We start from the raw sequence: 25139 nt of genomic DNA on the forward strand, positions 1-25139 counted from the left end.
ACTCCAGAGAAAGACAGAGCCAGATAGAGCGCACTGTGCACAATGTTCTTGGAGGTCACAACACTCCAAGCTGCTGCAATCGACAGAATCGCAAAAATAAAGAAAACGATTGTGCTCACCCTCACTCCACCTTCCCTTTTCGCTCGGCGCGTTTAATCATATCCCATTGCATGTCTTCCGGCTCATAAATCGCGTTTTCAAATTCTTGAGTAACTTTCAAAGCCTTTGTAGGACAAACCTCAGCACACATACCACAGAACAGACAGCGACCTACATCCATATGATACGTTTTTAGAACTTTTTTATTGGCTTCATTCTTTTCACTGGTCAATTTGATAACTGAGTTAGGGCAGGCCATAGCGCACATATTGCATGATATGCACTTATCCCGTTCGAGCCCCATGGAACTACGCACCCTAGTCGGAAGGTTAGGTTTTTCCTCAGGGTAAAACTCAGTGATATTCGGACCGACCATGCGTTTGAATGTGATGCCTAAACCTTGTAGTAGACCTTTACCAAACACTGTGTCACCCTCCCATCACGAATCGGTAAATGTAAATTCCCAGACCCGTTAACAAAATGTTCACTATAGAAAGCGGTAACAAGACCTTCCACGCCAAGTGCATTAAATGGTCAATTCGAATCCTTGGGAAGGTCCACCGAACCCACATCATCATGAAAATCATAACCCCAACTTTCATGAAGAACCAAACATAACCCGGCAGGATAGCAGGACCCTGCCAACCGCCTAAAAATACCGTAGCAGCAAGTGCAGACATAGCCGTCATGTTTCCGTACTCTCCAAGGAAAAACAATCCCCAGCGAAGTCCGGTATACTCTGTAAACGGCCCTGCAACCACTTCCTGATCGGCTTCAACCAGGTCGAACGGTGCTCGGTTAAGTTCTGCCAAGCCCGCAATCATGAAAATCACAAACGCCAGAGGTTGAAGAACAATAAAAGGAATAGTGCCTTGAGCTTCTACAATAACCCCTAAGTTAAACGACTGAGTGATCATAACGACCCCGAGTAAGGAGAAGAGCAAGGGGATTTCGTAACTAATCATTTGAGCTACTGCCCTCATACCCCCAAGTAAGGAGTATTTATTATTGGATCCCCATCCAGCCATTAAGAAACACAGGGTTGAAATTGAGGAGATAGCTACAAAATATAAGATACCTAAATCAATATTTATCGGTGCCATATCCTTCCCATAAGGTATGACAGCCAACGTCATCATTGGGAGACAGAAGATAATCATTGGTGCAATTTTAAAAATAAGCTTATCTGCACCAGCCGGGGTAACATCTTCTTTACCCATGAGTTTTAATGCATCAGCTATAGTCTGAAACCATCCGCGCGGACCGAGACGATTGGGCCCTGGCCTTTGTGAAGTCCAACCTGCTACTTTGCGTTCAAGTAAGATCAAAATCAAAGCAGCCAGGACAACAATGATAACCACGATAATAAAATTAATGACATTCATGGTTAAATTAGCCCAAACTGATTGGGGATCCGCAAAAAGACCACGGATGGCATCCGCAATAATCAAAAACAGATTATTTAGAGTCTCCAACAGGTAATTTAGAGTCTCCATCTTATTCTCCCCTCATCGCAATTTACTACTTATCAACTTCACCCAATACAGCATCTAAGGTGGCAAAAATAGCTACAACATCTTGAATTTTCCAGCCTTTGGCTACTATCGGGAGCATTTGTAAGTTTATGAATGTAGCTGGTCTGATACGGAGCCGTGTCGGCTTAGTCGTTCCATCACTGACGATATAAAATCCCAGTTCCCCTTTGGGGTTCTCAACACGGTGATATACTTCCCCCACTGGAGGCTTAATAACTTTAGGCACCTTAGCCATAATCGGACCGCCAGGAATATCACGTACTGCTTGCTTGATGATTTTGATACTTTCCACGATCTCATCCATCCGGATTATAGTACGATCATAGCTATCACAACCCGTTCGAACAGGCACATCAAAATCAAATCGCTCGTAGATACTGTAAGGTTCCGCTTTACGCACGTCATAATCGACACCTGACGCTCGTAAGACGGGTCCCGTGATCGACAAGTTTTCCGCCATTTCCTTGGTTAAGATACCCACGTTCTTTAGCCGACCCATAGCAATTTCATTTCCAAAAAAGATGCCATAATATTCTTCAAGCATCTCTGGTGTGTCGTCAAGGAACGATTGTAAAGCAGGCCAGAATTCTTCAGGTGGCTCTGCACTCATTCCTCCTATTCTCATAATGTTGACCGTCAAGCGACTTCCGGCGGTCATCTCATACATATCGCAAATCCGTTCACGATCACGGAAAGCATAAGACCAGGCTGACCAGCCCGCCATATCAAGTGCTGTACTGGCAATACAAACCTGATGACTGGCAATCCGGGCAAGTTCCCCGAAGATAACCCGCAGATACTCAGCGCGTTCTGGAATTTCAACCCCCATGAGCTTCTCAACAGTTTGTACGTAGGCCCAGTTATTATGCGGAGACGCCAAGTAGTCCAACCGATCCGTATAAGGAATGAACTGTGAATAGGTTCGACTTTCGGCTAGTTTTTCCATACCTCGATGTAAATATCCAAGTTTAGGCTCAATATTCGTAACTGTTTCTCCTGCTAAATGGACCACCATGCGAAACAAACCGTGCATACTCGGGTGCTGGGGGCCCATGTTTAAGATTAGTTCTTCTGTTTTTTCAATAGACATGACGTTTCCCCCTATTCCCCTTCTATTCGTGTACGCACGACATTTCGAACCTCTATGGGTTCAGTCACATAATCTTTGCGCAACGGATATCCTTCAAAATCATCCCACATGTAAATACGTTTTAAATTGGGATGTCCCTTAAATTTGATGCCAAACATATCATAGGCTTCACGCTCCAGATAGTTTGCGCCTTCCCAAATGCGAGTTGCGGAGTCAATCACCGGGTTTTCATGGTCCATAGTTGCCTTCACTCTCATGAGCTGCGGTCCATGGAGGCTTGATAACTGATAGACGACTTCAATATGGTCCCCACTGTCTACTCCACATAAATCGTGCAGAAAATCACATGGGACATCGGGAAAGTTTTTAGCTCCCGTTAACGCTTCAATGATGTAGGTCGCTTGAACTTTCAACACGAGTACCCCAAAGCTTTCTTCGACTACACCGTTAACCCGGGAGGCAAGTTCGTCTACATAGCGGCTTAATACTTTATTTTCCATGTCTCATTAACCTCACCTTAGCGGGATTTGAAACTTTATATTGAAGTTGCAAAAGCCCATAAATTAAGGATTCTGGCCTTGGAGGGCAACCTGGGATGTAAACGTCTACTGGTAAGATTTTATCGACGCCCGCAAGCATGGAGTAGGAATCGACAAAGGGACCTCCTGCATTCGCACAACTGCCCATGGCGATTACCCATTTTGGCTCAGGCATTTGGTCATAAATTCTTCTTAACAGGGGAGCCATCTTACGAGTACAAGTCCCCGCAACGATCATGACATCGGCTTGACGAGGTGAGGCACGGAAAACCTCATATCCAAAGCGGGAAATGTCATAACGAGGTCCGCCAGTAGCCATCATTTCAATCGCACAGCAAGCTAAACCCAAAGTAACCGGCCAAAAGGAATGCCCTCTTGCCCAGTTCAAGGCCTTATCAATCGTAGTAACTAAAACATTTTTTTCCATCAACGTTTCTTCTTCGCGAAGACGTTTTTCTGAAGCTACATCCACTCTAGAGCACCTTCTTTCCAAGCATACCAGAAACCAACTAAGAGAATGACAATAAAGATAAACATCTCCACAAAGGCAAATGTCCCCAGTTTTTGGAATGTTAAGGCCCAAGGATACAAGAAAACTGTTTCAACACTAAAAGCTGCAAACACTAAGGCATACATAAAATAATTGCTCTTGAATCCAAGCCATGTTCTTCCGATGGTCTCGTTACCACATTCATAAGTTGTCAACTTCTCTTTATGCGGTTTGTTGGGCGCTAGCAATTTTGGCATAATCATCATAATGATGGATACTGCCATTGCTCCAACAAGAAACACACCTACACCAGCAAAATTATTATCATACATTCGGATTACCTCCTTTCATAAAAATATCTGATAGCATGCTTCTATTAGCTAATCATATTTTGCCACAACCATAGATTTCGGTCAATTTAATAGTGTTTTCTATAATTTCTTACCTTTAGCTAATAGATGTCTCTTGCCTCACCGGTGCAAAACTTTTGCGGTGAAGCGGACATGGCCCTAAGCGCTTTAGAACCTGCATGTGTTCACTTGTGCCATACCCTTTGTTCTTAGAAAACGTATATTCCGGATAGAGAGAATGAAGTTGAACCATTAGTCGATCACGGGTCACTTTCGCTAAAATCGAGGCCGCCGCGATTGACGCACTTAAGTGGTCACCCCCTATGAGAGGAAGCTGTGGAAGTTGTACATCTGGAAGATTTAAGGCGTCTATTAGTAAATAATGAGGGCGAATTGTCAAGCCTTCTATGGAGCGCTTCATAGCTAATTTCGTTGCCTGCAAAATATTTAGGGCATCAATCTCTGCCGGTTCAGCACTTCCGATAGCATAATCAATCGCCTGCTTTTGAATTTGTATAAAGAGCTTTTCCCGTTTACTTTCTGTCAGCATCTTGGAATCATTGAGCCCAGGAAGATCAAATTTTGCAGGCAGAATACAGGCTCCAGCGACAACCGGCCCCGCCAGCGGTCCGCGACCTGCTTCATCAACTCCTGCTAACAATAAATAGCCTTGCTTCCAGAGCTTGTTTTCTTCAACGAGCAGTTGTTGTATACGAGCTTGTTCCAGCACTTGTGCCTGCTGGTACTTGACTAGTTGAACTGCTAATCTGCGAACTCCCTGACGCGAGTCGTTCTGACAAGCACATATCATACGAGGGGAAGGATCTCTATAGAGTGCTTCTTGAACTTCCCGAATATTCATTTGGGATAACGGTTCCACACTTTTCTCCTCTTCTCTCCCTAAAAATTTATTTCGACATGCAGAGGCAATTACCTCTTATCTAGCTATCAATCTTCAATATACACACAATAATTTTAAAATTAAGAAATGTTAGTAATATTTTTTATTTACATAATTACATTTATTTATTAAGATGATCCATAGTTATTGGTCCAAGTTGTCCCATTCTAAGATCCCTAAGAAATATTTGAGCTGCTTTAAGCGTATCGACACGTCCACCATGAATTAAGCATCCCCGTTTACGCCCTAAGCTCTCCAGCGTAACCTCAGATTCTTTGATCTTATAGCGGGACAGAGAATTTGGGGAATGCAGATTTAACCAGTCGATAATCCAATTCGACAGTTCCTCAATATCAAAAACATCATCTTTTATGGCCCCAAGTGCTGCTAGTTTTTTTCCGACTTCAACATCATCAAACTTCGGCCATAACATTCCCGGCGTATCTAACAGCTCAACTCGTTCATGAATCCGCACCCATTGATTTCCTCGAGTAACGCCTGGTTTGTTACCCACTTTTGCTTGAGCTCCACCTGTCAATTGATTAATTAAAGAGGACTTTCCGATATTTGGAATACCTACAATCATTACTTTTATCATTTGTGGGCGAATACCCTTTTCAGCTTGTTTTGCTTGTTTAGCAAGGACCATGCGTTCAAGTTCTGGTACGATTTGTTTAACACCTACCCCTGTAGTTGCACTAACAGCGTAAACAGGACTCAATTCTTTTAAGTGCTTAAGCCACCTCGACGTCCAATTAGAATCCGCTAAATCAGCTTTGTTAAGCAACAACAACCTCGCCTTATTGCCAAGCAAATTATGCAACATCGGATTACGACTGCTGACCGGTATCCTGGCATCTGCAAGTTCTAACACAACATCCACCCATTTTAGCTGTTCTAACAGAAGCCGTCTCGTTTTAGCCATATGTCCTGGAAACCATTGAATACTCATGAAAACCTCTCTTCATCCATCTCAAACTTTTCTTTTGCTAATCTATTTAACTTGCTCTCGAAATAAATCTAAACCTCTGAAAAGGGTAATATACTAACCATGCTTTTCCTAACAGATAGTCCTTAGGAAGAAGCCCCCATTCTCTCGAGTCTTCACTCTCACGGCGATTATCTCCTAAGACAAAGACCTTTCCCTCCGGTACCCTTTCCGGACCATAGGGTGGGTAATCACCGGGTTTAACGTAAGGCTCAGGAATAGCATCCCCATTTACAAAAACTTTATTATCACGCAATTCTACAGTTTCACCTTCAGACGCAATAACCCGTTTTACAAAGGTTCGCTTTAAATCCTTGGGAAAGGCAAATACGACAACATCTCCTCGAGTTGGAGCCCAGAAGCGATATGAAAGACGATTAACGAGAATGTGGTCTCCCGGAGCCATGCCAGGTTCCATGGAGGGAGTTGGAATCAGATACGGTTGAAATACTACCCAACGTAATATTCCGCCAGCCAGTATGGCTACGCCAATAATACCCAAAAGCCATTTTGTCTTTGTTCTCTTATTTTCCATCGTAACGCTCCCCTCTTGAACTACTCTTTAGTATGAACAAGATTCTTCGGAGCATACGCTAAAAAAGCATAAAAATCTATAATTAAATGATCTGTTTGCTCTATTACAACAAAGTCTGCGATTTTTGACCGTATAAAGAAGCCAGGTCTCTGTCAACCCTTGGGTCCGCAGGATATGTAAGTGTCCCTCTATCAGCATGACTCGAACAAGAATGCTCGAAATACCGGCCACGGATGGCCAGTCGGATTATGCTTCTGACAAGTAAAAAAAAAGAGCCAGATTGCTCCAGCTCAATTATTTCCTAGCCGATACGACGGTCGCGAATCCGTGCCGCCTTACCTGATAGTCCACGTAAATAGTAAAGCTTAGCCCGGCGAACAATACCCCGACGAGCCACCTCAATTTTTTCCAAGCGTGGTGAATGCAAAGGGAAAGTTCGTTCTACCCCGACTCCAGCGAAGACACGTCGAACAGTAAAAGTCTCTCGAATGCCGCCACCTTTCATTGCGATGACAAGCCCTTCAAAAACCTGAATACGTTCACGAGTTCCCTCAACAATGCGCACATGTACACGAACCGTATCACCTGGGCGGAAGTTAGGAAGATCCTTCTTCATTTGTTCTTCTTCAATCATGCGAATATAATCCATTAAAAATCCCCCCTTCCTTGCCTAGATGTTCATACACTGATTCACAGCGAGCGGACCATCTATATCAGACCAATTTATATTATCACAACCTGTTTAGTTATGCAACAAATTTCAAGAGCAATCTTCCTTTACCTGTAGATAATCCGTGCTCAATGTCCGCGTAAGCGATCTAAGATTATTGAGACTGCTGAACGTACAGATAAGTGATTATAATCAGTCGGCCCATAGATCGGCTCTAAAATTAGATCCATCTTCTCAACATCTTCTTTGAGCAGTCCCCATCCCGTACCAAAGAGTAAAAGAATTGGAGTTTCTATTGTTTCTATATCCTTACGAAGCTGTGCATAAGTAACTGTATTGGCATACTTACGTGCATCTGTCGCCACTTTAATAGGGGCAACTCCGTGTTCAGCTTCAATCTCAGCATAGACTTCCTCCAAATTGTTTGCAATTTTAACTCGCGCGAATGCTTCTTGACGGTCCGGATTGTACTCAGCCCCGTAACCCTCTTGCCAAAAGCCCATAATACGTTTTGCTAACTGACGTTGCGCTTCCGCGGGATGAACTACGAAATATCGTTTTACCCCATAGGTGGTTGAACACCTGGCAATATCATGCAGATCTAAGTTGGTAATTGAAGTAGCGACCGTCTCCATATTTTTATTGTATACAGGGGAATGGACTAGAGCTAAGTAGATATCTGACATGGAGAAATTCCTCCCAACGCAGTTCCAGAAACCAGAGGCCACCTCTGATTCTATATTTTAGATAGTTTTTTTCGAAGATCGCCGCTGTCGTTTTGGTGGAGGACAAAGATGTTGCCATTTCCCACGCCATGAGGCAATTTCCTCGTGCTCATGAATTAGTTCTTCTAAAATGGGATAGTCTTCCGCTCCAAAAGTAATCTCACTGATCAAATCTGGGCGTCTTAAAAAAGTCCGTCTTAAAGACTCTTTTCTTCGCCAACGTTTTATCTGTGCGTGATGTCCGGATAACAAAACTTCCGGCACCTTCCGCCCTTCAAATTCAGCTGGACGAGTATACTGAGGGTATTCCAAGAGACCGCCAATACTGTGTGAATCCTCCTCGGCTGAAACCACTTCTCCGAGGACTCCAGGAATGAGCCTGGCCACGGCATCAATCATAACCATTGCAGCAAGCTCCCCGCCAGTCAAAACATAGTCCCCTAGGGAGACTTCTTCATCTGCCAACTCTCGAACTCGCTCATCAAATCCTTCATAATGCCCGCATATAAAGACGAGTTCTTTATGAGCAGACCATTGTTTAGCTTTTTCCTGATGAAAAACCTGTCCTTGTGGTGACATGAGAATAAGCCTCCGTTGGTTGCAGGTCTGGGGTAAATCCCTTATTGCTGCAAAAATCGGTTCAGGCTTTAAGAGCATTCCTGCTCCCCCTCCATATGGAACGTCATCCACATTTTTATGCTTACTAGCAGCGTAATCACGGAAATTCACCAAGTTAATCTCCATTAAACCCGCTTCTTGCGCTCGTTTTAAAATACTTTCATGCAAGGGTACGAACATCTCAGGGAATAATGATAACACCGTAATTTTTATCATATGTAGATCAATCCTCCAACCTAATCGTGGTTCGAACGACTAATCTCGAAGCCCGGCTGGAAGTATTACATCCATGCGTCGACCAGGGACATCAACGTTTTGAACAACACTTTTAAGGGCCGGAATACACAGCTCCCCATTAGCGCCTTTTACTACATAGACGTCATTTGCCCCAGTTTCTAAAACCTGAGACAGGGTTCCTAATAAGAGATCCCCTTCATAAACTTGCATCCCTTCTAGCTCGAAATAATACCATCCCTCTTTAAGCGGGAGTACATCCGAACGATCAATTCGCACTTCCCACCCTCGGTATTTTTCTGCCTGATCCGCAGAAGCTATCCCTTCAACTTCGAGTAAAACAAACTCCATTTGTAAACGGGCTTTGATAACTTTAAAGTGTTGATTGGTCTCCCCGCGTCGCAAAATGACTTCCTGCAGTTTCAAAAAGCGTTCAGGGTCGTTCGTCAACGGATAAACCCTCAACTCACCGCTAAGTCCATGCGGACGCAACACCTCTCCAATCAGTACTTCATCCATAATCCTTGCCCCTTTCCAAAAGATTAAGTTTAAAACGTTGAGAAGGGCACTTGGCCCTTCTCAACGTTATTGATCAATGTCCATATGAACTCGACGCCCGTCTTTGACGGCAGCCGCTTTAACCAGCGTACGAATAGCGTTCGCGATCTTCCCCTGTTTCCCAATCACTTTCCCCATGTCTTCAGGAGCGACTGTTAACTGCAAATGCACGCTCTTTTCTGTCTCAGACTGGACAACAAGAACTTGGTCAGTTCGATCTACCAACGCTTTCGCGAGGATTTCTACAAGTTCCTTCACAGGAACCACCCCCCAAACTCTACAGTTAGTTCTTGGACTCGTGGAATTTGGTCATGATACCAGCTTGACTCAGCAAAGACTTTGCAGTATTTGAAGGCTGAGCTCCAGTTGATAACCATTTCATAGCCTTTTCCTCATCAATGTTAAGAACTACAGGGCTTTTAGTCGGATCATAATATCCAATTTGCTCAATGAAACGACCATCACGAGGAGCTCTAGCGTCAGCAATTACCATACGATAGAAAGGATTCTTTTTCGCACCCATGCGGCACAGACGAATTTTGGTAGCCATGTTTTCACCTCCTCAATTATCGAGGTTCGAAGTTCGAAGTTCGATATTCGAATAGAACATCTAATATCTCTCATCGCACATTTTGCCCCTATTTTAGTTCAACTAAACTTTAAGACAGAGTAAAACTCAATTAAAGTAAGTTTATTATATAAACAACGCTATATTATAGCGTGTGTCCATCAAAATTATTCAGCACATTTCCCTCGATCTGAGACCCAAGCGTGTGTCTCGCCAGCGCGACGCACGCAGAATATCAAACTCAGAGAAGCAAGCAACCTTAGATACGGAAGATACCTATGCAACTTAAGAACCGTCCCCAACTTGCACGATTGCATCAGACGGCGCACATGAAATGTGCCGTCCTCTCCATGCAACGTTCCCCCGTCCCAAGACCCGGGACGCAGTGTCACACAGCGTGACGTCTTTACGTAAGCAGCTAAGCGAACTTCCGTTCAAGCGGCCCCAAACCAGTGAGCCACGGTCACCTCCCGCCGTCCTTGGCTCCGGTGACACTTGGCCATCCATGGCCTGCGGACGGCTCATCTGGCGGAAAGCTTGAACGGTTAGTTTGCTCTGCGTCGTAATCACCGAGCGCTGGGTGAACACAAGTCCCCCTATACCGTCGGAAAAGGGAACTTAGGTCGCTTACCCTTCTTGCCTTTTTTCCCGCCTCCGAGCATTCCCATGCCACCACCGGAGAATTGCTTCATCATTTTTTGCATTTGTTCAAACTGCTTTAATAAACGCCCTACGTCTTGAACAGAGGTGCCACTGCCTTTAGCAATCCTCTTTTTACGAGAATCTTTTATCAATACTGGCTTCCGACGTTCTTCTGTCGTCATCGACCGGATAATTGCCTCTATATGTGCAGTGTCCTTCTCATCTATCTGTACATCTTTCAACTGTTTCCCTACTCCGGGAATCATTTCCAAAATCGAGGATAGCGGGCCCATTTTTTTCATTTGCTGCATCTGATCTAAAAAATCATCGAGTGTAAATTCCTGTTTCCGTAGCTTTTGTTCCATTTCCTTGGCTTTTTTTTCATCAAAAGACTCTTGTGCCTTTTCAATCAGGGTAAGAACATCGCCCATTCCTAAGATTCGTGAAGCCATTCGATCAGGGTGAAAAGGTTCAATGGCATCCATTTTTTCCCCGATCCCAACAAACTTTATCGTACACCCAGTCACCGCTTTAATAGAAAGCGCAGCCCCCCCGCGCGTATCTCCATCGAGCTTTGTGAGAATGACGCCGTCAAGTCCTAAATCACTGTGAAATGACTCTGCTACATTGACTGCATCCTGCCCTGTCATAGCATCTACAACTAACAAAATTTCATGAGGTTTGACAGAGCTTTTAATATCTCGAAGCTCACCCATTAATTCTTCGTTAATATGCAAACGTCCAGCCGTATCAATAATGACTACATCTTGCCCGTTTTGATTGGCATGTACGATGCTTGCTTTGGCAATATCCCTCGGGTTATCTTGCCCCATAGAAAAGACTGGGACTTTCAGTTGGTCTCCTAAAACCTGCAATTGTTTAATCGCTGCAGGACGGTAAATATCACACGCCACAAGCAATGGATGTTTCCCCTGTTTTTTTAACATATTTGCCAATTTGGCCGCATGAGTTGTTTTTCCTGCCCCTTGAAGACCAATTAACATAATCACGGTAGGCGGTTTTGATGCAATTAGGATTTTACCTGTTGCACCACCCATGAGTTCAATCATTTCTTCATGAACAATCTTAATAACATGTTGTGCCGGTGAAAGGGATTCAAGGACCTCCTGTCCGATCGAACGTTCCTTAACTTTGGCCACAAAGTCCTTGACAACCTTAAAGTTAACATCCGCCTCCAATAAAGCAACACGAACTTCTCGCATGGCCTCACTGACATCCGCTTCCTTTAATTTACCTTTTCCTTTAAGCCGCTTAAATGTTTCTTGGAGTTTTTCGCTTAGTCCTTGAAACATGCCTGTCCCCGCTTTCGATTTGATCCACTTCCCAAAGTCCCACCTCGATAAATGAGAGTTCCGTGCTCTTTTGCATTCCTGTAAGTAACCACGATAGCGCAAATGCAAATACAGATTTCAAAGTCTGTCTTAGGCTGTAATTACCCATACCCACGTATTCTGACCTCTGGCATCTGACTTCCGAACTCTGTTACTGCCCTCAGTAAACCGCGATGTTGGCAAAAACATCTTCAATCATAGCACGTACCTTTTGGTGCCGTTCATAGGCTACCACACTCGAAAAATCTTGTTTAGTTAACCCTTGTAATAAAGTCTGAACCTCTATCAACTTCTCACGTTCCATCCAGAACCTCTGCACAAGTCCTAATTTATCCTCATATTCATCGAGGATCCTTTCTGTGCGTTTGAGCAAATCGTGAATAGCCTGACGGCTGATATGCTCCACTTCAGCGATTTCAGTTAATGAAAGATCTTGTTGATAATGAAGATCCCAAACGTTTCTTTGCTTTTCAGTTAGAAGCGGGCCATAAAAATCAACTAAGAGAGCCCTTTTGGCGAGTTTCTCCATTACAACCCCCCTGTAAAGCGTTTTTACTTTACAACGGAATATTAGACTAAATTTTATTGTTTGTCAAGTGTTATTACTTAACATTCAATTCCATCGCAATTCGCTTTGCTCGAGTTTCGGTTTCTTGGCAAACTTTACCCACATCCATTGTCAATAGTCTTCGGTCTTCCATAAGAAACTTACCGTCTACCATCACCGTACGGACATCTCCAGCATGGGCAGCATAAACCAAATGTGCCGGGATTGAAAAACGAGGATAAAAATGCGGTTGATCCATATCGATCGTGATCAAATCCGCTTTAAACCCTGGAGCCAACACTCCGACATCTTCAAGTCCTAACGTTTGTGCCCCACCCACTGTTGCCATTTCCAGTACTTCATAGGCGGGAAGTACGGTTGAATTAACTCTAAGTTTCTGTTGGAAGGCTGCTGAGCGCATTTCCCCAAACAGATCAAGATTGTTATTACTTGAGGCACCGTCCGTTCCGAGTCCTACAACAACCCCTTTGGCACGCAACTCAGTAATTGGGGCTGTTCCACTGCTCAGCTTCATATTGCTTTCAGCATTATGTGCGACACAAACGTTCTGGTGAGCTAAGATTTCTATATCCTGTGTAGTTAAGTGCACACAGTGAGCCGCCACAACATGCCCACTGAAAAGCCCCAGATCATCCAACCATTGGACAGGGGTCTTTCCGTACTGCTCTCTCACAATGTTAATCTCATCTTGAGTCTCCGCCACATGAATATGAACTCCTACCTTCAAGCGGTCAGCCTCAACTTTAACCTTTTTAAGATAGTCTGCTGAACAAGTATAAGGGGCGTGAGGACCAAACATAATACTCAACCGCCCATCACCCGTTCCATGATACCGGCGTACTAATTCAATGTTCTCTTGTAAAGCACGTTCCCCGTTAGGCCCATTCCCAATCAGACCTCGAGAAAGCACAGCTCGGGTCCCAGCAAGGAGTACCGCACTTGCAACTTGATCCATCGAAGCATACATGTCGAGCATCGTAGTAGTTCCAGAACGGATCATTTCGCAAAGTGCTAAGGAGGTTCCCCAATAAATATCCTCATCTGTCAATTTATCTTCGAAAGGCCATATTTTTTCATTAAGCCACGGCATCAGCGGCAGATCATCTGCATAACCCCTGAGAAGCGTCATGGCCGCATGAGTGTGAGTATTAATTAAGCCGGGCATAACCACATCAGTAGGTAATTCCAAAATGCGTTCAGGCTCAAAACCGGCCGGCGCAGAGCCCAGCACTCCTACTGAAACAATTTTGTCATCCTCAATACAAATTTCCCCCTGAGGAAAAAATGCATCTGCTCCAGTCATGGGTAAAACCATAGCACGAATTAAAATCTTAGACATAGTCTTCTGTCTCCTTACAGCCGTCATCAAGATTAAGATTCACGGCTCAGACTAAGGGATTACTCCCTCTAAATTCAAGATCGAACCATCAATTTAAGGAGATTAACTGAATAAGGCGCGGACACTATCCCCTTTTCAGTTATTATTCCGGTAATATATTTAGCTGGAGTAACGTCAAACGCCGGGTTAAATACATTAACCTCGTCTGGTGCAATTGCTACCCCAAAGCATTCTCTGATTTCCTTAGCAGGCCGTTCTTCGATCGGAATTTCTTGGCCACTCGCTACTTTTAAATCAATAGTAGAGGTTGGTGCCGCTACATAAAACGGAATGCCGTGAGCGTGCGCCAATACAGCTACAGAATAAGTTCCGATCTTGTTAGCTGTATCCCCGTTAGCTGCAATTCGGTCCGCTCCTACAATCACAAGGTCAACCTTTCCTTGTTGCATTAAATACCCAGCCATATTGTCCGTTATAAGGGTCACTGGAATCTTGTCTCGCAGAAGTTCCAACGCCGTTAGACGTGCCCCCTGTAATAGTGGACGCGTTTCATCCGCATAAACATGAATCATTTTACCAGCCGTATGAGCAGTTCGTATAACCCCTAGGGCAGTTCCATATTCCACAGTAGCTAAGGCCCCTGCATTACAATGAGTTAGAATATTAGCTTTGTCCGGGACAATCTCATTTCCATGTTCCCCAATAAGACGGTTCATGCGGCGATCATCTTCGGCAATCCGACCCGCTTCTTCAATCAAGACCCGGCGTACATCCTCTAAATCATCCATATCCCAACATTCACGCAATCGATCTTCCATTCTTCGCAAGGCCCAAAATAAATTGACTGCCGTGGGACGAGTCTCTGCGAGCCTGGCTTGGACCCGTTCCATAAAGTTGGGTAAGCCGTCTCTATCTCCTTCGTACTCTAACGCTCCTAGCACAAATCCATAAGCAACAGCAGCTCCAATAGCCGGTGCACCACGCACTTCCATATTTTCAATAGCTTCTGCGACACCCTCATAAGACACTGCATCCCGATAGACAATTTCTACTGGAAGCTTGCTCTGATCTAATATACGCAAGGCATTCCCTAGCCATTCAATCGATTTCAACGTCCCACCACCTCTCTAAAATTTACCGACTTCGGCATTTGCCAAGGCACATAGACATTTCTGACTAGGAGTCAATAACTCAAAGGTTGTTTGAATGAGTTGTGCAACGTTTATCTCCAATTCCTTAATGCTCTTCATAACTTCCGCATGGCTTAACGGATGATCAGCAATCCCCGCTGCTTCATTCGTAACCATCCCGATGGAGGCGTAACACATCCCCAGTTCTCGAGCCAACACGACTTCAGGAACACTTGTCATTCCGACAAGGTCAGCCCCAAGGAGCTGAAACATCCGAATCTCTGCAGGAGTTTCAAAACGAGGACCTTCAGTACAAACATAACATGCCCCGTTCTTAACCACAAGTCCCAGATGCTTTGAGGCATCTACAATCAATTGTCGCATTTCGGAACAATAAGGCTCAGTCATGTCCACATGGAGTACCCCTTGTTGCCCTCCCTCATAGAATGTCTGTGGACGACTTTTAGTGAAATCCAGAAACTGATCAAGCAACACTAACTCGCCTAAGTGGTAATTCGGGGATAGAGAGCCTACAGCCGCTGTAGCAATGACCTTTCGCACCCCCAGTTCGCGCAACGCCCAAATATTTCCTCGGTAATTCACAAGATGAGGAGGAGTAACATGGTCTCGACCATGTCGGCTCATAAAAACCAGATCATGCTTACCTAATTTGCCAATAACAGGTTCAACTGTTCCGTAAGGAGTTTCCACAGAGATAACGCGCTGTTCAGTCGGCTCAAAATATTCAAGCCCTGTTCCCCCGATAAGTGCAAAGTCTATCAGAGCCTACTCCCCCTCATCAAGTTTTTTAAGAAAACTTGGCTGGCGCCCAAAGACAATGTCTTCGCACGTGTTAGCTTTCTTGCAGCCAGAGGCCAGGCGTTCAGGTTTCGTTGCACTGATGCGCTGGCCATGGATGACCAAGTGTCCCTGTAGCCATAGATGGCGAGAAGGGACCTTCCAGAAAGTATACAACGAAAGTTATACTTTCTGACTAGTACCAAAAAGTGCAGACGCAAAATCCTCAGGAACAAACGGACGCAGGTCTTCCATTCCTTCACCTATTCCAATCCATTTCACCGGAATATGGGTCTCCCCTTGAATTCCCAGAACAACCCCCCCTTTCGCTGTTCCATCCAACTTCGTCAAAACAATTCCTGTAACTCCCGCAACTTCCTGAAACAACTTTGCTTGTTGCAAAGCATTTTGTCCAGTCGTCGCATCGAGCACCAGCAAAACCTCATGTGGTGCCCCAGGGATTTCTCGATCCATCACCCGTTTAACCTTCCGCAATTCTTCCATTAGATTCACTTTATTATGGAGTCGACCAGCAGTATCCACAATCACAACATCAACATTGCGCGACTTAGCAGCTTGCACCGCATCATAGGCAACCGCTGCCGGGTCAGCCCCTTCTCGTTGCTTGATCACCTCTACACCGGATCGCTCTCCCCAAACTTCCAGTTGGTCTATGGCAGCAGCCCGAAAAGTATCCCCTGCCGCCATTATAACCCTTTTTCCATCCCTTTTTAACCAATTGGCAAGCTTTCCAATCGTCGTAGTTTTACCAACTCCGTTGACCCCAACTACAAGAATAATAGTTGGACCCTGCTTGGCAAAAGTAAGGCTTGATTCTTCCCCCAACAACTCTGCAATCAATTCTTGAAGAACCGCTGTAAGCTCATTCGGATCTGAAAGTTTACGCTGTTTAACTTCCTTACGCAACCGTTCAACCAATTCGAAAGAAGTGTTAACACCTACATCTGACCGGATTAACACCTCTTCCAATTCTTCATATAACTCTTCATCAATTTTCTTCCGACCCGTGAAAACTTCTTCTACTTTTTCCACAAAATTTTGTCGGGTTTTGGTAAGACCTTCTTTAAGCTTTGAAAAAAAACCTGCCATGGTTTAACATCCTCCCTAATCGTGGGTCGTAGTTCATGGATCGATATACATGCAACTGATCGCCCTCGTCTTTTTCGATGCACGAGAACCGATCCCACTCAACAGTCCCCATCTCATCCTGAGGAAGGCGCACATGAAATGTGCCTTCTCCCTAGCAACGTCCCCCTCGTACCAAGACCCAGGGCGCAGTGTCACACAAGCGCGACGTCTCTACGTAAGCAGAATAGCAAACTTCCGTTCAAGTGACCCCATATACGGGGCAGTGTACAGGGTCCCTTCTCGCCGTCCATGGCTACTGGGACACTAGACCATCCATGGCCGTCGGATGTACACTGCCGTCAGTGAGCCAAGGTCACCTCCCGCCGTCCTTGGCTCCGGTGACACTTGGCCATCCATGGCCTGCGGACGGCTCATCTGAGGAACCCCGCTCCCCAAAGCCAAGAGCTTGAAGGGTTAGTTTGCTCTGCGTCGTATGACCGAGGGCTGTGCGACACAAGTCCGGCTAAGGCACGGCATCTAAGCAATCCCAACCGTCTCCTGCCGCCCATCCAGCTTAACAGAAAGCAACTTGGAAACCCCAGACTCCTCCATTGTTATCCCATACAAAACATCAGCTGATTCCATCGTTCCTTTACGGTGAGACACCACAATAAACTGAGTCGAACCCGATAATCGGTGAATATATTGGGCAAATCGCTGAACATTTGCATCGTCAAGTGAAGCTTCAATCTCATCCAAGATACAAAAAGGACTTGGCTTAACTCTTAAGAGAGCAAACAAAATGGCAATTGCAGTTAATGCCCGTTCTCCGCCCGATAGAAGGGACAGGAGCTGTGGTCTTTTACCTGGAGGTTGAGCTATAATCTCAACGCCCGTTTCCAGTATAAGTTCCGGATCGACTAATTGAAGCTCAGCATGTCCGCCATCAAAAAGTTCTTTGAACACTTCTTGGAAAGCCTTATTCACAGCATTAAAACTTTCAATAAATCGTTCACTCATCGTCTTATCAAGTTCCGATATCAATTGACGCAAAGTCTGGTTAGCTTCCACCAAATCATTTTGCTGGGCTAGCATAAATTCTCGTCGTTTAAGGATTTTAGGATATTCTTCAATAGCTGCTTGGTTAATAGGCCCTAATTCCTCAATTTGCCGTTTAATATCTTGAACTCTTTTCCACAGAACGGCCCTTTCTTCCTCGGTCTGATAAAGCATCCCCTCTTCCCAAGTCAGGGAGAATTCTTCAGCTAACCGATTTAACCCAGCCTCGCATTCCGTTTCCCAACGAACAACACGTATTTCATGAGCGTGAAGACGCTGTTCAAATGTATGCGCCCCCTGGCGCAAGGTATTTATCTCCTGCTCGAATTCAACGACTCGGCCAGATAACCCTTCTCGAGACTGTCTGGATTGCATCAGGTCATACTGCTGCCCTTCTTGGACTTTGGCATGGTCCACAAGCTGTCGGCTCAACGACTCTAATTCCTCTTCAACGTTCCGACGGTTTTGCTCAATACTAACCTTCTTCCGCTTCTTCTCAGTAAGATTTAATTCGCTTTCACGAATCCCTTTACGCTCTTGCACTAGTTGGTCCATGCATTGAGTTAATTCTTGCTCCCACTTAGCAAGTTGGATCTTATCCTGGGTTAGTTTTTCTACGTAGCTTTCTATCTCTTCAGCCACAGTTTTAGCTTCAGACTCTCTAAGATTAAACTCCTCACGCAAATGAACCGAGGTCTTTTCCGCGGCTTCCATACGTTCCGTTAAACTAGCTAAGCGGATAAGAAGTTCGTTCTTTTGCTCTGCAGTTTCCCCATGCCGCAAACTTAAACCCAATAAATCTCCTGCCAACCTTCGAATCTGACTTAGCACATTTTCATGCAACGCCCTAAGCTTAACCTGCAGTTCTCGCTCATTGCGCAGTTTCAAGCCTGTTATCTCAATGTTTTCTTGAAGTTCCCTTTGTCGTTTATCATTTGCTAAGCATTCCTGTTCCTTTTGGGCTAAGTCTTTTTCCAATTTTGCTAAGCCGACACGAAGAGTCTCGATTTCACGAGACCTTGCGAGTAGATTTCCACCTTTACGCTGAATACTTCCGCCACTAATAGAGCCACCCGGATAAACTTGGTCTCCCTCCAAAGTCACAATCCGCAACTTATATCCAGACGCTCTCGCAATCCGAGTTGCCGCCTCCATATCGGTAACAACCACAATACGGCCCAGAAGGAACTCCATCGCGGGTCGATATGACTTAGTATAGGTAACCAGGTCTACGGCAAGTCCGATATATCCGCTGTCCCTCTCCACCGCTTGGTTCACAGACATCCGGTATCCTTGAATAACATCGAGAGGAAGGAAGGTTACCCGTCCTAATTGATGCATCTTCAAATAAGCAATGGCCTTTTTGGCCGACTGTTCATCCTCAGCAATCACATTCTGCATCCCTGCTCCTAATGCGGTTTCCACAGCGAGCTCATATTTTTCTTCCACCGTGATCAAATCAACGACCGTTCCACAGAGGCCTAGACAATCTTTAACTCCTTTTTTCTTGGCTAGCATTACCTCTCGAACTCCACGTTGATAGCCTTCTAAGGAATCTTCTAAAGATTGCAACGCATGCAAGCGTGCTCTAGATTGATCTGTAAGCGTCTTTTGTTTCTGGAGTGCCAATCCTTTTTCTTGACGTAGGGCTTTGAGCTTATCTAACTCCAACTTTAGCTTCGACTCTTCTTTTTCAGTAACTTGAGCTTGTCCCACTAGCTGAAGTAATTCATTTTCCTGGCTATTTCCAGTTTCAACCAAGGACTTATGTTCTTTATCTTTTATCTCTTGCTCTTGTTCTATTTGAAGAACTTGCTGTTCAAGCGAGGCAAGAGTATGACGCGTACCTGTCAATTCATTCGACCAATTGGCTTGCTCTGTCAGTGCTTGGAAAAGGTCGGTTTTTAACCGCTCAATATCCTTCGCTAATGTATTCTCTCTTATCTCAGCCAGCCTCTGTTCTTGGGCATTTACTTTCATCTGAGATTCTTCAACAGTATGCTTTAAAACCGCTTGTTTTGCGACAAGAGTTTTGATCCTCTCCTGCAAATGGCTGATTTTCCCCTCATCCCCGAGGATCTCTTGGGTTAAACTTGCTGTTTGCTCGTCAAAATAATTAAAGCGCTCTTGACGAAGATTTTGGTCGTGTTTCAAGGAATTCAAAGCCTGTTCGGCTTGGAAAACCCTTTCTTGTTTCTGCTGTATCTCATCATCTATTTGTTGCAGTTCATCCTTTAGCTTTAGATTCTGAGTTTCCTTAAGCCCTAAGCTAGCTTGAGTTTCCATGACACTTGCTTGCAGAATTTCTAAATCCTGCGCAGCTTTTGACAACTTTTGCTTAACCTCTGAGATGTCTAGCACAACCGCCTGAATTTCTATGCGCTTTTGCTCATTCGAAAGAGCAAGGCTCTGTTCGGCCACTTGGGCTTGGGCAGCCAGAGGAGTCAGTTGCCCCTCAATTTCTTGTATAATATCGTCAATGCGTTGGAGATTCAGCGTCGTAGCATCCAAGCGCTTTAAAGCCTCGCGCTTTCTGGAGCGATACTTCGTAATCCCCGCTGCCTCTTCGATTAGTGATCGGCGTTCTTCTGATTTCAGGGTTAAAATTTCCTCAACCCGCCCCTGCCCAATGATCGAAAATCCTTCTTTACCGGCTCCCGTATCCATAAATAATTCTTGAATATCTCTTAGTCGGCAAGCTGCTTTATTGATGAGATATTGTCCATCCCCATCACGATAGACTCTTCGGGTAATGGTGACTTCCCGAAAGTCCAACGGAAATATTCCGGTGGTATTATCAAAAATTAGGGAAACTTCAGCCATTCCAACAGGGCGACGCTGCGTACTTCCAGAAAAAATAATGTCCTCCATTTTGGACCCTCGCAAGCTTTTGGCGCTTTGTTCTCCCAAAACCCAACGAACCGCATCAGCGACATTACTTTTTCCACTCCCATTTGGGCCTACAATGACGCTTAATCCCTGACCTAGCTCTAACTTAACAGAATCAGCGAACGACTTAAATCCCTGAATATGAATCCCCTTCAAGAAAACCGGGAAATCCTCAGGTTTTGTCATCGTTCTCACTCCCCCAACGATCTAGGACTTGTTTGGCAGCATGTTGTTCAGCTTCTTTTTTTGTCCTGCCCATTCCTTTCCCCTTCAGGTCCCCTTCGATAAAGACTCCGGCAGTAAAGCATTTATTGTGATCAGGGCCTTCTTCCAAAAGGATCTGATAGCTTACCTCTTTTTCTTCCCGTTGTGCTTTTTCCTGTAACACCGTTTTGTAATCCCCATAATTTCCTTTAGCCACTTCATCAATCGAAGGCTTAAGCAATTCTAAAATTACTCTTCTGGCTTCTTGAAATCCATATTGCAGATAAATCGCTCCGATAACCGCTTCCCAAGCATCTGCCAAAATAGAGGGCCTCTCGCGACCTCCTGAGACCAGCTCACCCTTACCTAATAACAATTCTTGCCCTAGCTCAATCTCATGGGCCTTACGGGCTAATGTTGTCTCATTGACAACAGCCGCGCGCATCTTAGTAAGTTCTCCTTCTGGTCGGTCCGGGTAACTTAAGTAGAGGTATTCTGCAACGACAAAATCTAAAATCGCATCTCCCAAAAACTCGAGCCTTTGATTATTTTCTTTGCCAAACTGTGGATTTTCAAAGACATATGAGGGATGGGTTAACGCTGTTGTAAACAGCCGATTCGGCGGAATCCCCAATTCCAATCGTTTAGCCAGCTTAACTCCAGGTTCAAGTTTTAGAGAAGTCAAGGCGTACTTTTTTCGCCCTGACCTCCCTCCTGTTTTCTTGGAGTTCTCAGTAATGTTAGACTTTTTTTCGACCATAGCTTAGATCTCCTTGTCTTTAGGCAATTTCTTCAAGACAATAGTGGCATTATGACCACCAAAACCTAACGAATTGGACATCGCTACATTTACGTCTTGCTTGCGAGAGGTATTTGGCACATAGTCCAGATCGCATTCTGAGTCTGGCTCTCCATAGTTGATAGTGGGCGGAATGACTCCCCGTTCTATGGCCAGCGCACAAATAACTGCCTCGATCGCTCCGGCAGCTCCCATTAAGTGACCGGTCATAGATTTGGTCGAACTGACAGCTAACTTTGGCGCGTAATCTCCAAAGAGACTTTTAATGGCAACGGTTTCTGTCACATCATTAGGCCCGGTGCCTGTTCCGTGCGCATTGATATAATTAACCTCTTCAGTACTTGCCCCTGCATCCTTTAAGGCAAGACGCATCGAACGAATAGCTCCTGCACCGCCAGGGACGGGAGTCGTAATATGGTAAGCATCCGAAGTGCTCCCATAGCCGGCTAATTCGGAGTATATGTGTGCACCGCGGGCCTTGGCATGTTCTGATGACTCCAGCACCAATACCCCTGCACCTTCTCCCATGACAAATCCGCTCCGACGTTTATCGAAAGGACGGCAGGCTTGCTCAAACAGCTCATTTTCGGTTGACATTGCCTTCATTGAGCAAAAACCGGCAAACGCCAGCTTAGTGATAGGGGCCTCGGTCCCTCCACAGAGTACGACATCAGCTTCTCCGCGTTGAATCAATCTTAGAGCTTCTCCAATGGCATTAGTTGCTGAAGCACAGGCAGTAACAATCGTCATACTGGAACCTTGCAAACCAAACTCAATGGATATATGCCCTGCCGCCATGTTACTAATCAGCATCGGAACAAAGAATGGGCTTACCCGACTGCTCCCTTTGCTCATCAGCACCTCTTTTTGATCCTCAAACGATGTCACACCGCCAATTCCACACCCCATAACAGTTCCAATTCGTTCTTTGTCCTCGTTCTCTAAATCCAGCTTAGCATCTTGAACCGCCATTTTAGCTGCTGCGATAGCAAATTGGGCAAAGCGATCCATGTGGCGACTCTCTTTTTTGCTAACCCAATCCGTTGGTTCGAAGTCTTTAACCTCTGCAGCAACCTTCGTAGGCAAATCTGTCGTATCAAAACGTGTCAACTGACCAATTCCGGACTTTCCCTCCATTAGGTTATTCCAGAATTCATCCAGACTGTTTCCCAAGGGAGAGATTACGCCCATCCCCGTAATAACTGCACGATGCACACCTATTCCTCCTTAACGCTGAGTATTTCTTTTTTTATATCTTCAAAAATCTCATGAACTGACAAGACTTCATTAATCTTATGAACTTTAGCCCCTGAAAAGATAAGGCCCTCCCGTACATCTCCCTCTTGAGCCTTTATTAATCGACTCATAATACAAAAGTTACCTTCACAGCTTTTGAGACAACCCTTACATTCGGTCGGAGTAACGTCAACATCTTCATCAAGCGCCAAGGTAAACGGGTTTCTGATTCCCCGCCCTGGCAGCCCAACTGGGCTATGAATAAACACGATATCCTCTTCTTTAGCCTTTAACATCGCCGTTTTCCAAGCAACCGCCGCGCCACTCTCTTCACTGAGTGCAAACCGTGTTCCCATTTGCACCCCAGCTGCGCCTGACTTTAACATCTCTGCTACGCCTTTTCCATCAACAACGCCACCTGCGCCAATAACTGGAATACTGACTGCTTCAATGACTTCGGGAAGAATTTCATGTATGGAACGATCCGTCCCTAAATGTCCTCCGGCCTCCACTCCTTCAACGATCACAGCAGCTGCCCCCAGTTTCTGTGATAACTTAGCAAGTTTTGCGGAGGACACAATTGGTACAACTGGAATACCTTTTTCTTTGCCCCAAGTAAACATGTCCCGTGAAAAACCTGCACCCGATACTAAAAGATCAATTTTTTCTTCAAAAGCAGCTTGGACTAATTGGGCAAATTCACGGACAGCAAACATAATGTTCACTCCGATAATTCCTTTAGTCCGTTTCCTTGCTTCACGAATTTCCGCTTTAAGCTCCTCTACAGACAGACCGCTGCCTGCAATAATTCCGATTCCGCCCTCTTCCGCCACCGCTGCAGCGAGAGGTGCCATAGATATTCTTACGGCCATTCCTCCTTGAATAACAGGAATCCTAGCCACTAAATTGCCAATACAAAGGTCGGGTATTTTCACAATCTTTCCCCCTATTCAGAGTTCTGCCCCTTTTCAATTCTTACGAGTAACGAAGTTTCTACGCATCTATTTGAACACCCTTTATCGTGGTTAAACCAATTTTCTTGGCTAAATTTCCATGATAAAGGAGAAAGAAAATCTCTTAAAAGAAAGTCCCGCATTGAATACGGGACCTTTTTGTGTTTATTTGTTTTCCGTGATGTAGTTTACTGCATCTCCAACCGTTCGAATTTTTTCGGCTTCCTCATCCGGAATATCCAAGTCGAATGCCTCTTCTAGAGCCATAATCAATTCAACGATGTCTAAAGAATCTGCATTTAGCTCTTCAAAGGAGGTCTCCTGGGTAATAGTGCCTTCATCTACCCCAAGTTGCTCGACGACGATGGCTTTCACTTTATCGAAAACTCCCATGCTGCTTCTTCACCTCCTCTCAAAAAATTAATTATTAAGAACCTTTACATTTCCATACCCCCATCAACACTCAAGGTCTGTCCAGTCATATAGGAGGCCTCTGGGGACACAAGGAACCGCACTACGCAGGCGACATCTTCAGGGCGCCCTATACGACCGAGTGGAATTCCTCGTAAAATGTCAGTTTGCATTCCATCTGGTAATGTCCCCGTCATATCCGTTAAAATATACCCCGGTGCAACCGCATTAACTCGAATTCCACGAGAGGCAAATTCCTTAGCAACAGACTTCGTAAAACCGATAATTCCGGCTTTAGCCGCCGCATAATTGGCTTGCCCTGCATTTCCCGAAAGACCTACTACCGAAGAAATATTAACAATAACCCCTGACCGTTGCTTAAGCATTCCTTTGCTTACCGCCTTGGTACAGAGAAAAACTCCTTTTAGATTGGTCGCCATAACTACATCCCAATCTGCTTCTTTCATGCGAAGGAGGAGTGTATCACGGGTAATCCCAGCATTGTTAACAAGAATATCAATCTTACCGAATTGCTCTAAGGTTGTTCCTATCAAGCGGTCTACATCAGCCTGTTGGCTCACATCCGCCTGTACAGCCACAGCTTCTCCGCCAGCAGCACGGATCAACTCGACAGTTTCCTCGGCTTTATCAGAACGGCCAGCATAATTGACAACCACTTTTACACCCGCAGTTGCCAGTTCCAAGGCGATGGCCCGCCCAATTCCTCGTCCGCTCCCAGTGACAATGGCCACGCTGTCTTTCAGCATCAT

At 45.0% G+C, this 25139-nt stretch carries 28 protein-coding genes and 1 pseudogene; all 29 read right to left on the reverse strand.

The window, feature by feature from the left end; translation table 11 throughout:
- Positions 1-119: pseudogene (locus BUB11_RS28170) on the reverse strand (NADH-quinone oxidoreductase subunit J family protein); the annotation flags it as partial.
- 2 nt (positions 120-121) lie between these two features.
- Positions 122-523, reverse strand: a complete 402-nt coding sequence (locus BUB11_RS04350) for a NuoI/complex I 23 kDa subunit family protein (RefSeq protein ID WP_073028222.1) — start codon at positions 521-523, stop codon at positions 122-124.
- Positions 524-527: 4 nt separating this feature from the next.
- Positions 528-1595, reverse strand: coding sequence for an NADH-quinone oxidoreductase subunit NuoH (gene nuoH / locus BUB11_RS04355; RefSeq protein ID WP_073028224.1), 1068 nt, complete (start codon positions 1593-1595; stop codon positions 528-530).
- A gap of 25 nt (positions 1596-1620) precedes the next feature.
- A complete protein-coding gene (locus BUB11_RS04360; RefSeq protein WP_073028226.1) occupies positions 1621-2724 on the reverse strand; it encodes an NADH-quinone oxidoreductase subunit D in 1104 nt (367 codons plus the stop codon).
- Between the two features lie 11 nt (positions 2725-2735).
- The gene (locus tag BUB11_RS04365) at positions 2736-3224 is read right to left on the reverse strand and encodes an NADH-quinone oxidoreductase subunit C (protein WP_073028227.1); all 489 of its coding nucleotides are present in this window, start codon (positions 3222-3224) and stop codon (positions 2736-2738) included.
- Positions 3214-3735 (reverse strand): NADH-quinone oxidoreductase subunit B, encoded by a 522-nt coding sequence (locus tag BUB11_RS04370; protein WP_073028228.1) that lies wholly within the window; start codon positions 3733-3735, stop codon positions 3214-3216. The genes BUB11_RS04365 and BUB11_RS04370 overlap by 11 nt, the downstream gene beginning before the upstream one ends.
- Positions 3726-4085 carry an NADH-quinone oxidoreductase subunit A gene (locus BUB11_RS04375; protein WP_073028229.1) on the reverse strand — a complete coding sequence of 120 codons (360 nt, stop codon included), beginning with the start codon at positions 4083-4085 and terminating at the stop codon, positions 3726-3728. Before BUB11_RS04375 ends, BUB11_RS04370 begins: the two co-directional genes overlap by 10 nt.
- 115 nt (positions 4086-4200) lie before the next feature.
- Complete coding sequence (locus BUB11_RS04380) at positions 4201-4983, reverse strand: ribonuclease HII (protein ID WP_200797864.1); 783 nt, start codon at positions 4981-4983, stop codon at positions 4201-4203.
- Positions 4984-5125: 142 nt separating this feature from the next.
- Positions 5126-5956, reverse strand: a complete 831-nt coding sequence (gene ylqF, locus BUB11_RS04385; protein ID WP_073028230.1) for a ribosome biogenesis GTPase YlqF — start codon at positions 5954-5956, stop codon at positions 5126-5128.
- 46 nt (positions 5957-6002) lie between these two features.
- Positions 6003-6527 carry a signal peptidase I gene (gene lepB / locus BUB11_RS04390; RefSeq protein ID WP_073028231.1) on the reverse strand — a complete coding sequence of 175 codons (525 nt, stop codon included), beginning with the start codon at positions 6525-6527 and terminating at the stop codon, positions 6003-6005.
- 301 nt (positions 6528-6828) lie between these two features.
- Positions 6829-7176 carry a 50S ribosomal protein L19 gene (gene rplS / locus BUB11_RS04395; RefSeq protein ID WP_007786333.1) on the reverse strand — a complete coding sequence of 116 codons (348 nt, stop codon included), beginning with the start codon at positions 7174-7176 and terminating at the stop codon, positions 6829-6831.
- A 149-nt stretch (positions 7177-7325) separates the two neighbouring features.
- A complete protein-coding gene (locus BUB11_RS04400) occupies positions 7326-7883 on the reverse strand; it encodes an RNA methyltransferase (RefSeq protein WP_073028232.1) in 558 nt (185 codons plus the stop codon).
- Positions 7884-7940: 57 nt separating this feature from the next.
- Positions 7941-8756 carry a tRNA (guanosine(37)-N1)-methyltransferase TrmD gene (gene trmD, locus BUB11_RS04405; protein WP_073028233.1) on the reverse strand — a complete coding sequence of 272 codons (816 nt, stop codon included), beginning with the start codon at positions 8754-8756 and terminating at the stop codon, positions 7941-7943.
- A gap of 39 nt (positions 8757-8795) precedes the next feature.
- Positions 8796-9293 (reverse strand): ribosome maturation factor RimM, encoded by a 498-nt coding sequence (rimM, locus tag BUB11_RS04410; protein WP_073028234.1) that lies wholly within the window; start codon positions 9291-9293, stop codon positions 8796-8798.
- Between the two features lie 66 nt (positions 9294-9359).
- Entirely contained in the window at positions 9360-9590 is a 231-nt protein-coding gene (locus BUB11_RS04415) for a KH domain-containing protein (protein WP_073028235.1), read from the reverse strand.
- 25 nt (positions 9591-9615) lie between these two features.
- Positions 9616-9882: a 30S ribosomal protein S16 gene (gene rpsP, locus BUB11_RS04420; RefSeq protein ID WP_073028236.1), complete on the reverse strand. Its 267-nt coding sequence runs from the start codon at positions 9880-9882 to the stop codon at positions 9616-9618.
- A 303-nt stretch (positions 9883-10185) separates the two neighbouring features.
- A complete protein-coding gene (locus BUB11_RS26840) occupies positions 10186-10425 on the reverse strand; it encodes a hypothetical protein (RefSeq protein WP_143187544.1) in 240 nt (79 codons plus the stop codon).
- Positions 10426-10496: 71 nt separating this feature from the next.
- A complete protein-coding gene (ffh, locus tag BUB11_RS04425; protein ID WP_073028237.1) occupies positions 10497-11855 on the reverse strand; it encodes a signal recognition particle protein in 1359 nt (452 codons plus the stop codon).
- A 199-nt stretch (positions 11856-12054) separates the two neighbouring features.
- Positions 12055-12423 (reverse strand): putative DNA-binding protein, encoded by a 369-nt coding sequence (locus BUB11_RS04430; protein WP_073028238.1) that lies wholly within the window; start codon positions 12421-12423, stop codon positions 12055-12057.
- 73 nt (positions 12424-12496) lie between these two features.
- Positions 12497-13801: an amidohydrolase gene (locus tag BUB11_RS04435; RefSeq protein WP_073028239.1), complete on the reverse strand. Its 1305-nt coding sequence runs from the start codon at positions 13799-13801 to the stop codon at positions 12497-12499.
- Between the two features lie 74 nt (positions 13802-13875).
- Positions 13876-14913, reverse strand: a complete 1038-nt coding sequence (gene mtnA / locus BUB11_RS04440) for an S-methyl-5-thioribose-1-phosphate isomerase (protein ID WP_073028240.1) — start codon at positions 14911-14913, stop codon at positions 13876-13878.
- Positions 14914-14928: 15 nt separating this feature from the next.
- Positions 14929-15711: an S-methyl-5'-thioadenosine phosphorylase gene (gene mtnP / locus BUB11_RS04445; RefSeq protein ID WP_073028241.1), complete on the reverse strand. Its 783-nt coding sequence runs from the start codon at positions 15709-15711 to the stop codon at positions 14929-14931.
- A 201-nt stretch (positions 15712-15912) separates the two neighbouring features.
- The gene (ftsY, locus tag BUB11_RS04450; protein WP_073028242.1) at positions 15913-16839 is read right to left on the reverse strand and encodes a signal recognition particle-docking protein FtsY; all 927 of its coding nucleotides are present in this window, start codon (positions 16837-16839) and stop codon (positions 15913-15915) included.
- 516 nt (positions 16840-17355) lie between these two features.
- Complete coding sequence (gene smc / locus BUB11_RS04455) at positions 17356-20952, reverse strand: chromosome segregation protein SMC (RefSeq protein WP_073028243.1); 3597 nt, start codon at positions 20950-20952, stop codon at positions 17356-17358.
- Complete coding sequence (rnc, locus tag BUB11_RS04460; protein WP_143187545.1) at positions 20939-21730, reverse strand: ribonuclease III; 792 nt, start codon at positions 21728-21730, stop codon at positions 20939-20941. Before rnc ends, smc begins: the two co-directional genes overlap by 14 nt.
- Positions 21731-21733: 3 nt before the next feature.
- Complete coding sequence (gene fabF, locus BUB11_RS04465) at positions 21734-22984, reverse strand: beta-ketoacyl-ACP synthase II (protein WP_073028244.1); 1251 nt, start codon at positions 22982-22984, stop codon at positions 21734-21736.
- Between the two features lie 2 nt (positions 22985-22986).
- Positions 22987-23940: an NAD(P)H-dependent flavin oxidoreductase gene (locus tag BUB11_RS04470; protein ID WP_073028245.1), complete on the reverse strand. Its 954-nt coding sequence runs from the start codon at positions 23938-23940 to the stop codon at positions 22987-22989.
- 183 nt (positions 23941-24123) lie between these two features.
- The gene (acpP, locus tag BUB11_RS04475) at positions 24124-24351 is read right to left on the reverse strand and encodes an acyl carrier protein (RefSeq protein ID WP_073028246.1); all 228 of its coding nucleotides are present in this window, start codon (positions 24349-24351) and stop codon (positions 24124-24126) included.
- A 44-nt stretch (positions 24352-24395) separates the two neighbouring features.
- Positions 24396-25139, reverse strand: coding sequence for a 3-oxoacyl-[acyl-carrier-protein] reductase (gene fabG / locus BUB11_RS04480; protein WP_073028247.1), 744 nt, complete (start codon positions 25137-25139; stop codon positions 24396-24398).

The organism is Desulfosporosinus lacus DSM 15449, assembly GCF_900129935.1.
GTDB lineage: Bacteria > Bacillota > Desulfitobacteriia > Desulfitobacteriales > Desulfitobacteriaceae > Desulfosporosinus > Desulfosporosinus lacus.

Excerpts from the sequence above, each read along its gene's own strand:
- nuoH (WP_073028224.1), bottom strand. The coding sequence starts at position 1,595 with ATGGAGACTCTAAATTACCTGTTGGAGACTCTAAATAATCTGTTTTTG.
- BUB11_RS04360 (WP_073028226.1), bottom strand. The coding sequence starts at position 2,724 with ATGTCTATTGAAAAAACAGAAGAACTAATCTTAAACATGGGCCCCCAG.
- BUB11_RS04365 (WP_073028227.1), bottom strand. The coding sequence starts at position 3,224 with ATGGAAAATAAAGTATTAAGCCGCTATGTAGACGAACTTGCCTCCCGG.
- BUB11_RS04375 (WP_073028229.1), bottom strand. The coding sequence starts at position 4,085 with ATGTATGATAATAATTTTGCTGGTGTAGGTGTGTTTCTTGTTGGAGCA.
- ylqF (WP_073028230.1), bottom strand. The coding sequence starts at position 5,956 with ATGAGTATTCAATGGTTTCCAGGACATATGGCTAAAACGAGACGGCTT.
- lepB (WP_073028231.1), bottom strand. The coding sequence starts at position 6,527 with ATGGAAAATAAGAGAACAAAGACAAAATGGCTTTTGGGTATTATTGGC.
- rplS (WP_007786333.1), bottom strand. The coding sequence starts at position 7,176 with ATGGATTATATTCGCATGATTGAAGAAGAACAAATGAAGAAGGATCTT.
- BUB11_RS04400 (WP_073028232.1), bottom strand. The coding sequence starts at position 7,883 with ATGTCAGATATCTACTTAGCTCTAGTCCATTCCCCTGTATACAATAAA.
- trmD (WP_073028233.1), bottom strand. The coding sequence starts at position 8,756 with ATGATAAAAATTACGGTGTTATCATTATTCCCTGAGATGTTCGTACCC.
- rimM (WP_073028234.1), bottom strand. The coding sequence starts at position 9,293 with ATGGATGAAGTACTGATTGGAGAGGTGTTGCGTCCGCATGGACTTAGC.
- rpsP (WP_073028236.1), bottom strand. The coding sequence starts at position 9,882 with ATGGCTACCAAAATTCGTCTGTGCCGCATGGGTGCGAAAAAGAATCCT.
- BUB11_RS26840 (WP_143187544.1), bottom strand. The coding sequence starts at position 10,425 with ATGAGCCGTCCGCAGGCCATGGATGGCCAAGTGTCACCGGAGCCAAGG.
- ffh (WP_073028237.1), bottom strand. The coding sequence starts at position 11,855 with ATGTTTCAAGGACTAAGCGAAAAACTCCAAGAAACATTTAAGCGGCTT.
- BUB11_RS04430 (WP_073028238.1), bottom strand. The coding sequence starts at position 12,423 with ATGGAGAAACTCGCCAAAAGGGCTCTCTTAGTTGATTTTTATGGCCCG.
- BUB11_RS04435 (WP_073028239.1), bottom strand. The coding sequence starts at position 13,801 with ATGTCTAAGATTTTAATTCGTGCTATGGTTTTACCCATGACTGGAGCA.
- ftsY (WP_073028242.1), bottom strand. The coding sequence starts at position 16,839 with ATGGCAGGTTTTTTTTCAAAGCTTAAAGAAGGTCTTACCAAAACCCGA.
- smc (WP_073028243.1), bottom strand. The coding sequence starts at position 20,952 with ATGACAAAACCTGAGGATTTCCCGGTTTTCTTGAAGGGGATTCATATT.
- rnc (WP_143187545.1), bottom strand. The coding sequence starts at position 21,730 with ATGGTCGAAAAAAAGTCTAACATTACTGAGAACTCCAAGAAAACAGGA.
- acpP (WP_073028246.1), bottom strand. The coding sequence starts at position 24,351 with ATGGGAGTTTTCGATAAAGTGAAAGCCATCGTCGTCGAGCAACTTGGG.
- fabG (WP_073028247.1), bottom strand. The coding sequence starts at position 25,139 with ATGATGCTGAAAGACAGCGTGGCCATTGTCACTGGGAGCGGACGAGGA.